The sequence below is a fragment of the Sphingomonas changnyeongensis genome, assembly GCF_009913435.1.
Lineage (GTDB): Bacteria > Pseudomonadota > Alphaproteobacteria > Sphingomonadales > Sphingomonadaceae > Sphingomonas_B > Sphingomonas_B changnyeongensis.
Window position 1 is genome coordinate 206,217 of the sequence record NZ_CP047895.1, and the last position, 13,377, is coordinate 219,593.

Below are 13,377 nucleotides of genomic sequence, written 5' to 3' on the forward strand. Positions count from 1 at the left end.
GGCCGGAGAATGACGGATTTGACGGCAGCATGGCCAAGTCTTCGCCGCTGCCGATGCGGCCCGCGCCCCGGGCCCGATCGGCGCCCACTGCACCGGCGATCTTCGCCCCGCAGCGCCGCGTCTATGGCGCGCTCGACCTTGGCACCAACAATTGCCGGCTGCTCATCGCCCGCCCCGCTGCCGACGGGTTCGTGATCGTCGATGCGTTTTCGCGCATCGTCCGGCTGGGCGAGGGACTGGCGACGAGCGGGCGGCTGAGCGATGCGGCGATGGACCGGGCGGTCGCGGCGCTGCGCATCTGCTCTGACAAGCTCCGCCGGCGGCATGTGCATCTGGCACGCTCAGTCGCGACCGAGGCCTGCCGCCGCGCCGAAAACGGCCCGGCCTTTATCGAGCGCGTCCGGCGCGAAACCGGGATCGCGATCGACATCATCTCGGCCGAAGAAGAAGCGCGGCTGGCGGTGATGGGCTGCCATGTGCTGCTGGAGGCGGGCGACGGCCCGGCGCTGATCTTCGACATTGGCGGCGGATCGACCGAGCTGGTGCTGATCGACACCAGCGGCCCGGCGCCGCGCACCCTCGACTGGTATTCAGCGCCCTGGGGCGTGGTGTCGCTGACCGAGGTCGAGCCGGTCGACCTCAGCTGCGCGATCGACCGGGCCGACAGCTATCGCCGGATGCGCGCGCGGGTGGCGGACAGTTTCGCCGGCTTTGCCGCGCGCCTGCCCGGCGATGCGGCAGGCGGCCTCAGGCTGCTCGGCACCAGCGGCACGGTGACGACGCTTGCCAGCGTCCATCTCGGCCTGCCCAGCTATGACCGCAGCGCCGTGGACGGGCTGGTCGTGCCCGCCGCCGCGATGCGCGCGGTGTCCCGGATGCTTGCCCATATGTCCTATGAAGAACGCATCGCCCTGCCGTGCATCGGCACCGAACGGGCCGATCTTGTCGTCGCCGGCTGCGCGATCCTGGAGGCGATCCTCGACATCTTCCCGGCCGAACGGCTGGGGGTTGCGGATCGCGGGATCCGCGAGGGCATTTTGCGCAGCCTGATGGCGCGCGACGGGCATCTGGCATGAGGGGCGGCGGCCGCCAGCGGGTCAGGACCGCGCGCAACCGCACCGCCGCGTCGACGCGCTGGCTGGAGAGGCAGCTCAACGATCCCTATGTGCGCCGCGCCAAGGCCGAGGGCTATCGCAGCCGTGCGGCCTATAAGCTGCTGGAGCTGGACGAGAAATTCGGCCTGCTCAAAGGCGCGCGGCGGATCGTCGATCTGGGTGTGGCACCGGGCGGCTGGGCGCAGGTGGCGCGCAAGCGCGTGCCGGGCGCGACCGTGGTCGGCATCGATCTGCTGCCGACCGACCCGATCGACGGCGTCACGCTGTTCCAGATGGATTTCACCGCCGAAGACGCGCCGGAGCGGCTGCGCGAGGCGCTGGGCGGCCAGGCGGACCTTGTCATGTCGGACATGGCAGCAAACACGGTCGGCCATGCCCAGACCGATCACCTGCGGACAATGGCGCTTGTCGAGGCCGCCGCCTGGTTCGCGATCGAGACGCTGCGCCCCGGCGGCGGTTTCATCGCCAAGGTGCTGGCGGGCGGGGCCGACAATGATCTGGTCGCGCTGCTCAAACAGCAGTTCACGACCGTCAAGCACGCCAAGCCCCCGGCCAGCCGCAAGGAATCATCGGAATGGTATGTGATCGCCCAGGGCTTCAAGGGCCGGGCCGAGGACGCGCCGCAGTCCGGCGACTAGAGCGGTTTTCGATCCGGCTGCGCCAGATCAACCGCTCTGATTTGTTGGTTTGCCGCGTTTTCCGAACCGTCAGGTGATCCCACCTGACTGGAAATCGCTCTAGCCCGGCTTTGACGCCGATCCGGCGCGGGCGGCGCGCGCATCGGCGACCGCTTTCTTGAGCGCGGCATAGCCGACCGCGCCGGACAGCGTCTGGTCGCCGATCACCCAGGCCGGGGTGCCGGTCACGCCCAGCGCCCGCGCCAGTTCGATGTTGCGCGACAGCTCGGCCGTCACCGCTGACGTCGCGCCGACGCGGGTGAGATCGGCGGCATCAAGGCCCGCCGCGCCCGCCGCCGCCGCGATCGTCCCGCTGTCCGGCCGGCCGGCGGCATAGAGCGCGTCGTGAAAGCGGACATAGCGGCCGCGCACCGCCGCCGCGAGGCTGGCGCGCGCGCCCGCCTCGCTGCCCGGGCTGAGGATCGGCAGTTCGCGGAACACGATGCGCAGCTTTGCATCCTCGCGCACCAGCCGCTGGATGTCGGGCAGGCTGGCGCGGCAGAAACCACAGGCATAGTCGAAGAACTGGACGAGCGTGACATCGGGCTTTTCCGCCCCGATCCATGCACCTGCAAACGGCGCCTCCAGCGCGCGGCGATTGCCGGCGATCCGCCCCGCCGCCTCCTTGGCGCGCAGCCGGTCCATCGCCTCGGGGATCACCTCGGGATGGGCGAGCAGATAATCGCGCACCGCCTCGCCGCCCTGCGCGGGCAGGATGAGGCTGGTGGCGACTGCCGTCACCGCGGACGAGGCAAGGGCGATCCCGGCATAAAGCGGCCAGCGGCTCATCAGCGGCGTTTCTCCTGTTCGGCGGCGGTGCGCGCCACCATTTCAATGTCCTGCGCGCGCAGATAGTCGGGCGAGCCCTGCGGAATCCCTGCCAGCGCGGTGCGCGCGCTCATGAGCGCCAGGCGCGGCTGGCCTTCAAGGTTGAAGCGTTCGGCGCTGGCGAGCGCGGCGCGCGCGACATCGCCGCGCTGGCCGTAGATGACGCCCAGCTGATACCAGGCAAAGGGATTGTCCTTGTCCTTGGCGAGCGCTGCGCGCAGCACCCGTTCGGCCTCGGGATGGTTGCCGTCATCCTCGGTCGCGACCAGCGCATGGCCGAACATCGATGCGATCAGCGGGTTGAACTGGGTCAGCTGCACGGCCTCGCGCAGTGCGGGCAGCGCCTCGCGCGGGCGGCCGGATTCGAGCAGCACCTGCCCCTTCAGCTCAAGGAAATAGGGGTCGTGCGGCGCGGTGGCGAGCAGCGCGTCGATCTCGGCCAGCGCCTGTTCGGGATAGGCGCTACGATGCCAGGCATAGGCGCGGGCATAGCGGGCCGGAATGCTGCGATCGGTTTCCGGATATTCGCGCAGCACCTGGGGAGGATCGAGCGCATAGCCCTTGAGCTTGGCCTTGATGCGCTGGAACCGCGCCTCGATCGCCGGATCGGTCGGCTTGTCCCACGCCGGCGCGCCCTTGAGCACATCGGTCAGCACCGTCACGCGCTCGCGGCTGAGCGGATGGGTGCGATCATAGCTGTCGGTCGCCTGGATGCCGAGCCGATATTCCTGATTCTGCAACTTTTTGAAGAAATCGATCAGCCCGCGCCCGCTGACCCCGGCGGCATTCAGATAGCGCGCGGCCGCCGCATCGGCGCTTGATTCCTGCGTGCGGGTGAAGGCGAGGAACTTGCCCATCGCCGCCTGCTGACCGGCGGCAAAAATGCCCGCCCCGGCCTCCCCGGCCCCGGCCGCGATCGCCGCCGCGCCCAGCAGCAGCGACAGCAGCATGATGCCCGTCGCCGCCTTTGCACCTTCGGAAAACCGGACGACATGGCCGCCCTCGATATGGCCGATTTCATGGGCGATCACGCCCTGCACCTGATTGGCATTGTCGGCCGAGGTGATCAGCCCGGAATGCATATAGACGATCTGGCCGCCCGCGACGAAGGCGTTGATACTGCCGTCAAGGATCATCACGATCTGCACGTTGCGCGGCTGCAGCCCGGCGGCGATGATCAGATCGCGCGACATGTCGAGCATCAGCGCCTCGGTCTCGGCGTCGCGCACGATCGACTGGGCAAGCGCCGGGCGCGCCATCACCGCAACCGACAGCATCAGCGCGAGGACGAGGCGGAACAGACGGGTCAGCGCTGCGGGCATGGCCGTGCCCTTCTGCCCATCGAACTGAACCGGCGATGAAGAACAGCGGCAATGGGTCCGCCCCGGAGAACCGACAGGATCTCCGGGGCGAAACGCATCAGAAGCGGCCGGTGATCGTCCGCTGCCACCAGCCCTTGCGCGGCGGAGCAGAGTCGGCGGCGTTCCCGGCGGCTTCGGCCTCGGCGGTCGCCGGCGCGGCGGCATCCTCGGCCACGACCTTGGCCGGGGCGGGTTCCGCCACCGGTTCGGCAGCGACGGCGACCGCATCCGGTGCCTCGGCAGCCGGGGCGTCGGCCTTGCGGCGGCGCGTGCGGCGCGGCTTGGCCGGGGCGGCATCGGTCGCCTCGCCGGCCTCGGCCGGCGGCGCATCGGCCACGGGCGCGGCTTCGGCGTCGACCGGCGCATCCGCCTTTTTGCGGCGGCTGCGCTTCGGCTTGGCCGGAGCGGCCTCGGCGGTCACCGGTTCGGCGGCCTCAGGCTCGGCGGGCTCGACCGTGGCCGCATCGGCAGCGACCGGCGCATCGGCCTTGCGGCGACGGGTGCGGCGCGCCCGGGCGGGTGCGGCGGCCTCGGCAGCCGGGGCGTCCTCGGCGGCGGGCGCCGCTGCGGCCTCGACATCGGCTGTCGCGGTTTCGGCGACAGCAATGTCACCGCTCTCGCCCACATCCCCGGCCTCGGCCCCGGCCTGCGCCTCATCGCCCTGACGCCGACGGCGTCCGCCGCGACGGCCACGCCGGCCACGCCGGCCGCGACGGCCTTCGCCATCCTCACCACCGGCCTCGTCGGTGCGGCGGGCAGCCGCCTCGCCGTCCTCGACGGCATCGGCCTCATCCTGCGCGGCGTCATCGGCGTCGGCATCTTCGCCATGGCTGGTGCGCTCGGCCCCGGCCTCGCTGCCATCAGCCCCGTCCCGGCCGCGACGGCCACGACGACGGCGGCGGCGGCGGCGGGCACCGCCCTCGCCACGTTCGTCACGCGCGCCATCCCGGCTTTCGCCGTCGCCGCGCGCACCGGATTCGCCCCGCGCACCGGCCTCGGCGGCTTCCTCTTCCTCGTCCTCTTCGTCCTCGATCTCGTCGATCTCGGGATCGTCATCGTCGAACGCGATCTGCGGCGGATCGAAACGCGGCGCATGGGCGGGCGGCGGGCCGCTCGACTCCACGGTCATGCGCGCGCCCTCGACCTCGCCCGACTGGGCAACCTCGATGCGCACGCCGTAACGTTCCTCGATCTCCGCCAGTTCGGCGCGCTTGTGATTGAGGACATAGAGCGCCGCTTCCTGGCTGGCGCGCAGCAGCAGCAGCGAACCGCGCCCGCGCGCCGCTTCGTCCTCGAGCAGACGCAGCGCCGACAGGCCGGCCGACGAGGCGGTGCGGACAAAGCCCGTGCCTTCGCAGTGCGGACAGGGCCGCGTCGAGGCTTCGAGCACGCCGGTGCGCAGCCGCTGGCGGCTCATTTCCATCAGGCCGAAGCCCGAAATGCGGCCGACCTGGATGCGCGCCCGGTCATTGGCGAGCGCCGCCTTCATCGCCTTTTCAACCTTACGGACGTTGGAGCCATTCTCCATGTCGATAAAGTCGATGACGACCAGCCCGGCCATGTCGCGCAGGCGAAGCTGGCGCGCAATCTCGTGCGCGGCCTCAAGGTTGGTGGCGACCGCCGTCTGCTCGATCCCGTGCTCGCGCGTCGAGCGGCCGGAGTTGATGTCGATCGACACCAGCGCCTCGGTCGGGTTGATGACCAGATAGCCGCCCGATTTCAGCTGCACGACCGGCTGGTACATCTGCGACAGCTGGTCCTCGACGCCGAAGCGCTGGAACAGCGGCACCGGATCGGAATAAGGCTGCACGCGCCGCGCATGGCTCGGCATCAGCAGCTTCATGAACGACTTGGCGGCGCGATAGCCGTCCTCGCCCTCCACGATCACTTCCTCGATGTCGCGGTTGTAGATGTCGCGGATCGCGCGCTTGATCAGGTCGCTGTCGCCATAGATCAGCGCCGGGGCGGACGCGCTCAGCGTCGTCTCGCGGATCTCGTCCCACAGCCGCGCCAGATAGTCGAAATCGCGCTTGATCTCGGTCTTGGTGCGCGACAGGCCGGCGGTGCGGACGATGCAGCCCATGGTCTTGGGCAGCGTCAGTTCCGACATGATCGACTTCAGCCGCTTGCGGTCGGCAGCGTTCGAGATCTTGCGGCTGATCCCGCCGCCCTGGGCGGTGTTGGGCATCAGCACGCAGTAGCGGCCGGCAAGCGACAGATAGGTGGTAAGCGCCGCGCCCTTGTTGCCGCGTTCTTCCTTGACGACCTGAACCAGCAGCACCTGGCGGCGGCGGATCACGTCCTGGATCTTGTAGCGGCGGCGCAGCCGCATCCGCCGCTCGCGCAGCGATTCAACCGCATCGTCGGACCCGCCGCCGCCGTTCAGCGCCTCGGCGCGCGGACGCTCCTCGCCGTCATCGCCATGCGCGCCGTCGCCCTCGGCATCGTGCGCGCCATCGTGCGCGCCATCGTCATCATCCTCGGCATTCTGCAGCGCCGCTTCCTCGGCGGCATGCTCCGCCTCTTCGCGCAGCAGCGCTTCGCGGTCTTCCTTGGGGATCTGGTAATAATCGGGATGGATTTCGGAAAAGGCGAGGAAGCCGTGGCGATTGCCGCCATAATCGACAAACGCGGCCTGGAGAGACGGTTCGACCCGCGTCACCTTGGCGAGATAGATATTCCCCTTGAGCTGCTTCCGCTCGGCCGATTCGAAATCAAATTCCTCGATACGGTTGCCTTTGACGACGGCCACGCGGGTTTCTTCCCGGTGGCGCGCGTCGATCAACATGCGCATGGTCATTCACTGGTCTCCGGGCGCGGGCGCGGCCGTCGGCGGTCAAGCAGCCGATCCGGGCGCCGGCGCGATAGCAGGCGGGCGACGCGCGGAACCCATGGTCCGCAGCCGCCGGCAATGGTGATACGAAAATAAGCGCTTCCGCTGCACGGGCATGCCGCGGGCCTTGGCCGCGGTCATCGTCCTGCGTCGCGCAACCGCCGGCACCTGCCGGACGATGCGAAACGCGGAAAACATGCCCCATTGCAACATCAACCTGTTCGGTCGGCACCGGGCGGATGGCAAAAACCTGCCCGCCGGTAAGCCGGTAAAGGCCGCGCAATACGGCGCGACTGTCATGACTGCTAGCATTGCTTGCAACATGGAGCAAGTTGCCATGGCTGCAACTGCCCATCGCCATTGCAAAATCCTGCCGGCCATGCTGTCGGCGGACAGGATCAACGGGCATGGACCGGCGGGCGCGGACCGCCGGGCACGGGCGCAGATGGCGGGGCAGGTGCGCGACAGGATCTGGCAGGCGGCGGCGGCAGCCATTCTGGCGGCGGGCATCGCGGCCGCCGTCCGGCTGGCGCTGATCGCCGCCGCGCAGACGCCGGGCACGCTCACGCTGCGCCTCGATCCGCCGCCGCCCGCCGCCCCCTGCCCGCCGTCGACGGCCCCGCCGACCGGCCGCTCGTCATCCTCGATCCCGGCCATGGCGGCCATGATCCGGGCGCGGTGGCGCAGGGCGGCGCGGCGCGCGAAAAGGATCTGACGCTGGCCCTTGCCCGCACGGTGCGCGCGCGCATCCTGGCGGGCGGGCGGGCGCGGGTGGCGCTGACCCGCGACACCGACCGCTATCTGAGCCTGCGCGAGCGGATCGAGATTGGCCGCGCGCTCGGGGCCAGGCTGTTCGTCTCGCTGCACGCCGATGCCGCGCCGGCAGGGGACGCGGCGCATGGGGCGACCATCTACACGCTGTCGGAGACCGCCTCCGATGCCGAGGCCGCGGCACTGGCGCGGAGCGAGAACCGCGCCGACATTGTGCGCGGGATCGATCTGGGCGCGGCGCGCGACGATGTGGCCTCGATCCTGATCGACCTCGCGCAGCGCGAGACGCGCGCCGATGCCCTCGCCTTTGCCCGGCTGCTGCACCGCGAGGCCGAGGCGAGCGTGCCGTTCCGCCCCGATCATCTGCGCACCGCCTCGCTGATGGTGCTGAAGGCGCCCGACATGCCCTCGGTGCTGCTCGAGGCGGGCTATATCACCAACGCCACCGACCTCGCCTTTATCGGCGCGCCCGACGGCCAGCGGCGCATCGCCGACGCGATCGCCCGCGCCATCGATGCGCATTTCGCGCGCAAGGCCGCCCGGCGTTAGGGGAGGCGCGTCTGTGCCGCGCCTCGCGGCGCGGGGGCGGCACCGGCCCGCTCCCCCACCCGGCCACCCAACGGCAGTATCATATGGGTGGCCGGGTGGGGGAGCGGGCCGGTGCCGCGACACGAACAAACACGCGCGGGCCGGTGCCGTTCTTCCCAACAAACAACACCCGGTGCCGTTCTTCCCAATCCACAAACAACCTGCCGCCGCACCACAAACACCCCACTCCCCGACCGACTGTAAAACCCCGTGAAAGCTGCTAGAGCCGGGCGCGATGGATCAGGCTCAACCTGGAAATGCGCGCTTCCGCCTGCGGCGCGACGGCCCGCTGGCGCAGCTTGTCGCCCGGCTTGCGCAGCGGCGCTGGATCAGGTGGCTGGCCGCGCTCGCCGGCCTCATGGCCGCCGCCTATCTGACGATCTGGCTGGTCTTTGCCCGCGATCTGCCGTCGGTCGACATGCTGCGCAGCTATGAACCGCCGCTGCCGACCATGATCCGCGCGGTCGACGGCACGCCGGTGCACAGCTTTGCCCGCGAACGGCGGGTGCAGCTGGCCTATGAGGAATATCCGCAGCTGCTCGTCCAGGCCTATATCTCGGCCGAGGACCGGACCTTTTTCAGCCATGGCGGCGTCGATTATCCGGGCATCATCTCGGCGCTGTTCACCAACCTCACGCGCAGCGGCCGCCCGGTCGGCGCGTCGACCATCACCCAGCAGGTCGCCAAGAACCTGCTGCTGTCGGGTGAACTCAGCTATCGCCGCAAGATCCGCGAGGCGATCCTTGCCTACCGGATCGAAGCCGCGCTGACCAAGGAACAGATCCTCGAACTCTATCTGAACCAGATCTTCCTCGGCCGGAACGCCTATGGCGTGCAGGCGGCGGCGCGCGCCTATTTCGACAAGGATGTCGGCCAGCTGACCCTGCCGGAAATGGCCTATCTGGCCATCCTGCCCAAGGCCCCGAGCAATTACAGCCCCGAACGCCATGCCGACCGGGCGCTTGAACGGCGCAACTGGGTGCTCGGCCAGATGCGGCGCAACGGCTATATCGACGAACGCGCGCTTGCCGCCGCCCGCGCCGCGCCGCTCGGCACCATTCCGCGCCAGGGCGCGCGGTTCGATGCCAATGCCGGCTATTTCATCGAGGATGTGCGCCGGGCGCTGATCGAGCGCTTTGGCGAAGATGCCGGGGCCGGGCCGCACAGCCTTTATGCCGGCGGGCTGTGGGTGCGCACCTCGCTCGATCCCCGGCTGCAGCAGCTGGCCGAGGGCGCGCTGCGCGATGCGCTGGTGCGTTACGACCGTGGCCGGGGCTGGCGCGGGCCGATCCGGCGGCTGGAGCTGGGCGGCGACTGGGCGCAGCGGCTGGCGGCGGCCAATCTCGGCGCCGGCTATCCCGACTGGCGGGTGGCGCTGGTGCTCGACACATCGGCGGCTGCCGCGCGCATCGGCTTTCCCTCGGGCGAAGAAGCCACCTTGCCGGCGGCCGCCGCGCAGATGCCGGTCGCGGGCGCGGGCGGCACCGCCTTTGCCCGGCTGCGCGCCGGCGATGTGATCGTCGTCGCGCCCGAAGGCGCGGGCGGAAATGGCGGCTGGTCGCTGCGCAGCATCCCGGCGATTTCGGGCGGGATGGTGGTGCAGGATCCGCGCAGCGGCCGCGTGCTTGCCATGCAGGGCGGGTTCGACAGCCGGCTGCGCAGCTTCAACAACGCCACTCAGGCGCAGCGCCAGCCCGGTTCGACGATCAAGCCCTTTGTCTATGCCGCCGCGCTCGATCAGGGGATGACCCCGGCAACGGTGCTGATCGACGGGCCGTTCTGCGTCTATCAGTCGGCGCTGCTCGGCCAGAAATGCTTCCGCAACTTCACCGGCGGCTATGCCGGGCCGCGCACGATGCGCTGGGGGATCGAACAGTCGCGCAACCTGATGACGGTGCGCGCCGCCTCGCAGACCGGCATGGCCAATGTCGTGCGCACCATCTCGCGCATGGGGATCGGCACATATCAGCCCTATCTGTCGATCGCGCTCGGCGCGGGCGACACCACGGTGCTGCAGATGACCAACGCCTTTTCGCAGCTGGTCGCGCTCGGCCGCGAGCTCAAGCCGACGATCATCGATTATGTGCAGGACCGGCGCGGCAAGGTGATCTGGCGCAGCGACGGGCGCTGTGCGGCGATGCGCAGCTGCAATGCGCGCGACTGGGACGGGCGGCCGATGCCGCGCCCGCCGCTGCGCGGGCGGCAGGTGATGGACCCGATGACCGCCTATCAGATGGTCCATATCCTTGAAGGCGTGGTCGAACGCGGCACCGCCCAGGTGCTGCGCGACCTTGGCCGTCCGCTGATGGGCAAGACCGGCACCACCACCGGGCCGACCAATGTGTGGTTCGTCGGCGGATCGCCCGATCTGATCGCGGGGCTTTATCTGGGCTATGACCAGCCCCGCTCGCTGGGCGGCTATGCGCAGGGCGGCACGCTCGCCGCGCCGGTGTTCCGCCAGTTCGCGCGTGAGGCGATGAAGGACATGCCGGTCGTCCCGTTCCGCGCCGCGCCGGGCATCCGCATGGTCAGGATCGACCGCCGCTCGGGCCAGCGCGTGTTCGGCACCTGGCCGGGCAATGATCCCCGCGCAGCGGTGATCTGGGAAGCGTTCAAGCCGGAAAGCGAGCCGCGGCGTTCGGTCCGCCGTGCCGACATCCTCGCCCAGGCCCGCGCCGAGGCCGAGGCGGCGGCCGCCGCGCTCAACGCGCGCCCGCGCCGCGACAGCGACTTCCTTGAGCGCGAGGGCGGGATTTACTAGAGCCATGGTTCAGGCCATGCCGCGCGCCCCTTATCCCGGGGCGGCGGCCGGCACGCCGCGGCCCTGCCCCGGCGCAGACGAGAAAGAGTAGGACGTCCAGATGCGCGCCGAAGCGCAAGCCCATATCGACCAGATTCGCGACGCGCTCGCGCTGCTCCGCCGCTTTCTCGACTGGGACCGGGCGCTGCGCCGGCTCGACGAACTCAACGCCAAGGTCGAGGACCAGGCGCTGTGGAACGATCCCAAACAGGCCCAGGCGGTGATGCGCGAACGTCGCCGGCTGGACGAGGCGATCTCGGCCACCCGCGCGATCGAGAATGAGCTCAACGACACCGCCGAGCTGATCGAGATGGCCGAGGCCGAAGGCGACGAGGCGATGGCCGATGAAGGCGTGCAGAGCCTTGCCCTGCTCGCCGAACGGGCCGAGCGCGACAAGGTGGCGGCGCTGCTGGCCGGCGAGGCCGATGGCAACGACACCTATATCGAGGTCAATGCCGGGGCCGGCGGCACCGAAAGCCAGGACTGGGCCGGGATGCTGCAGCGCATGTACACGCGCTGGGCCGAACGGCGGGGCATGAAGGTCGAGCTGATCGACCATCATGCCGGCGAACAGGCGGGCATCAAATCGGCAACGCTGCTGCTCAAGGGCGAAAACGCCTATGGCTATGCCAAGACCGAAAGCGGCGTGCACCGGCTGGTGCGGATCAGCCCCTATGATTCGAACGCCCGCCGCCACACCAGCTTTGCCAGCGTCTGGGTCTATCCGGTCGTCGACGACAATATCGAGATCGAGATCAACGAAAGCGATCTGCGCATCGACACCTATCGCGCCTCGGGCGCGGGCGGGCAGCACATCAACACCACCGATTCGGCAGTGCGCATCACCCATTTGCCGACCGGGATCGTGGTCGCGTGCCAGAACCAGCGCAGCCAGCACAAGAACCGGGCCGAGGCCTATAACCAGCTGCGCGCGCGCCTGTATGAGCATGAACTGCGCAAGCGCGAGGAAGAGGCGAACGCGATCAACGCCACCAAGACCGATATCGGCTGGGGCCACCAGATCCGCTCCTATGTCCTCCAGCCCTATCAGCTGGTGAAGGATCTGCGCACCGGCGTCACCTCGACCGCGCCGGGCGACGTGCTTGACGGCGATCTCGACCGGTTCATGGCCGCCGCCTTGTCGCAGCGCGTGACCGGCGAGAAGGTCGATGTCGAGGATGTCGACTAGGATGCGCCGCGCCGCCGCCCTTGCGCTGGCCGCGCCGCTGCTGGCGGGGCTGGCGCTGGCCGGCTGCCAGGCCCCGGGCCGCGCGCCGGCGCGCGACGGCGAGCGGGCCGGGCCGTTCCCTGCCCCCGACCGGCCGGTGGCGCGGATCGTGTCGACCCGCTGGTCGACCGAAGAGGCGCGCGACCGGGTGAGCGAGGCGGATTCGGTGATGGACCGGGCCGGGGTCGTGCCCGGCATGACGGTGGCCGATATCGGCGCGGGCGAAGGCTATTACACGGTCAGGCTGGCGACGCGCGTCGGTGCCGATGGCCGCGTGCTCGCACAGGACATCGTGCCCGAAGTGCGCGACGCGCTGGCCCAGCGCGTCAACCGCGAACGGCTGGACAATGTCTCGGTCAAGCTGGGCGAACCCGAAAATCCCAAGCTGCCCGCCGGCAGCTTCGACCGGGTGTTCATGGTCCATATGTATCATGAGATCGGCCAGCCCTATGCCTTTCTCTGGCATCTGCGCCCGGCGCTGCGCCCCGGCGGGCGGGTGATCGTGGTCGATTCCGACCGGCCGACCCAGAATCACGGCACGCCGCCGGCGCTGCTTGCCTGCGAGTTTGCCGCACTTGGCTATCGCCAGGTCGCGTTCGCGCCGATGCCCCGCGCCGACAGCTATTTCGCCGCCTTCGAAGCGCACGGCCCCCGGCCGGAGCCGCGCGCGGTGCGCGCCTGCCGCTACAACAGGCCGAGCAGGTAGAAGGACGTCCAGTCGGCCCGCGCGATCACCAGATGGTCGTGCATGAGGACGCCGACCGGGCCGAGCAGCGCGACCAGCCGGCGCGTCGCGGCAATGTCGCCGGGGCTGGGCATCGGGTCGCCGCCCGGATGGTTATGGGCAAGCACGATGCCCGCCGCCCCGACATCAAGCGCCCGGGCAAGGATCGTCCGCGCCGGCAGATCAATGTCCGCCGCCCGCCCCTCAAACAGCTGCTGTGCGATCAGCCGCCGGTCGCGCGTCAGGTGGAGCACCGCCAGCCGCTCGTGCCGCAACCACACCAGCCCGGGTGCCAGCAGACGATAGGCAGCCCCCGGCCGGTCGATCACCGGCCCGCCGCCGACGCGCATATCGACGATCGCTGCATCGGGGGCGGGGCGCATCGCATGCATCGGCAGAAACTGCCCGTGCAGCGATGCGCCCGCCCAGTCCGATCAGGGCCATTGCGGAGC

11 protein-coding genes are annotated in these 13,377 nt (G+C 69.9%); 7 read left to right on the top strand and 4 right to left on the bottom strand.

The features are described 5' to 3' along the window. Positions 1–53: 53 nt before the first annotated feature. Together GVO57_RS01035 and GVO57_RS01040 are read left to right on the top strand one after the other, a co-directional pair. Positions 54–1,076 carry a Ppx/GppA phosphatase family protein gene (locus GVO57_RS01035; protein ID WP_233281590.1) on the top strand — a complete coding sequence of 341 codons (1,023 nt, stop codon included), beginning with the start codon at positions 54–56 and terminating at the stop codon, positions 1,074–1,076. Next, the gene (locus tag GVO57_RS01040) at positions 1,073–1,753 is read left to right on the top strand and encodes an RlmE family RNA methyltransferase (protein WP_160591120.1); all 681 of its coding nucleotides are present in this window, start codon (positions 1,073–1,075) and stop codon (positions 1,751–1,753) included. The genes GVO57_RS01035 and GVO57_RS01040 overlap by 4 nt, the downstream gene beginning before the upstream one ends. 99 nt (positions 1,754–1,852) lie before the next feature. On the opposite strand, the gene GVO57_RS01045 is transcribed toward GVO57_RS01040, so the two are convergent. From GVO57_RS01045 to GVO57_RS01055, 3 genes are all read right to left on the bottom strand, one after another. Continuing rightward, positions 1,853–2,581 (bottom strand): DsbA family protein, encoded by a 729-nt coding sequence (locus tag GVO57_RS01045; protein ID WP_160591122.1) that lies wholly within the window; start codon positions 2,579–2,581, stop codon positions 1,853–1,855. Further along, positions 2,581–3,942: a M48 family metalloprotease gene (locus tag GVO57_RS01050; protein WP_201752667.1), complete on the bottom strand. Its 1,362-nt coding sequence runs from the start codon at positions 3,940–3,942 to the stop codon at positions 2,581–2,583. Before GVO57_RS01050 ends, GVO57_RS01045 begins: the two co-directional genes overlap by 1 nt. A gap of 97 nt (positions 3,943–4,039) precedes the next feature. Continuing rightward, positions 4,040–6,769 carry an Rne/Rng family ribonuclease gene (locus GVO57_RS01055; RefSeq protein WP_160591124.1) on the bottom strand — a complete coding sequence of 910 codons (2,730 nt, stop codon included), beginning with the start codon at positions 6,767–6,769 and terminating at the stop codon, positions 4,040–4,042. 172 nt (positions 6,770–6,941) lie between these two features. Between GVO57_RS01055 and GVO57_RS14720 the strand changes: the two genes are divergently transcribed. The 5 genes from GVO57_RS14720 (at position 6,942) to GVO57_RS01075 (ending at position 12,907) form a co-directional block, all read left to right on the top strand. After that, complete coding sequence (locus tag GVO57_RS14720) at positions 6,942–7,529, top strand: hypothetical protein (protein WP_233281419.1); 588 nt, start codon at positions 6,942–6,944, stop codon at positions 7,527–7,529. Next, positions 7,493–8,134, top strand: coding sequence for an N-acetylmuramoyl-L-alanine amidase family protein (locus tag GVO57_RS01060; RefSeq protein ID WP_233281420.1), 642 nt, complete (start codon positions 7,493–7,495; stop codon positions 8,132–8,134). Before GVO57_RS14720 ends, GVO57_RS01060 begins: the two co-directional genes overlap by 37 nt. Positions 8,135–8,408: 274 nt before the next feature. Next, complete coding sequence (locus tag GVO57_RS01065; protein ID WP_160591128.1) at positions 8,409–10,934, top strand: penicillin-binding protein 1A; 2,526 nt, start codon at positions 8,409–8,411, stop codon at positions 10,932–10,934. A gap of 100 nt (positions 10,935–11,034) precedes the next feature. Beyond that, positions 11,035–12,162, top strand: coding sequence for a peptide chain release factor 2 (gene prfB, locus GVO57_RS01070; RefSeq protein WP_160591130.1), 1,128 nt, complete (start codon positions 11,035–11,037; stop codon positions 12,160–12,162). Position 12,163: 1 nt separating this feature from the next. Next, a complete protein-coding gene (locus GVO57_RS01075) occupies positions 12,164–12,907 on the top strand; it encodes a class I SAM-dependent methyltransferase (protein ID WP_160591132.1) in 744 nt (247 codons plus the stop codon). Here GVO57_RS01075 and GVO57_RS01080 read toward each other — a convergent pair. Next, the gene (locus GVO57_RS01080; RefSeq protein WP_160591134.1) at positions 12,886–13,317 is read right to left on the bottom strand and encodes a JAB domain-containing protein; all 432 of its coding nucleotides are present in this window, start codon (positions 13,315–13,317) and stop codon (positions 12,886–12,888) included. The genes GVO57_RS01075 and GVO57_RS01080 overlap by 22 nt on opposite strands. Positions 13,318–13,377 lie beyond the last annotated feature (60 nt).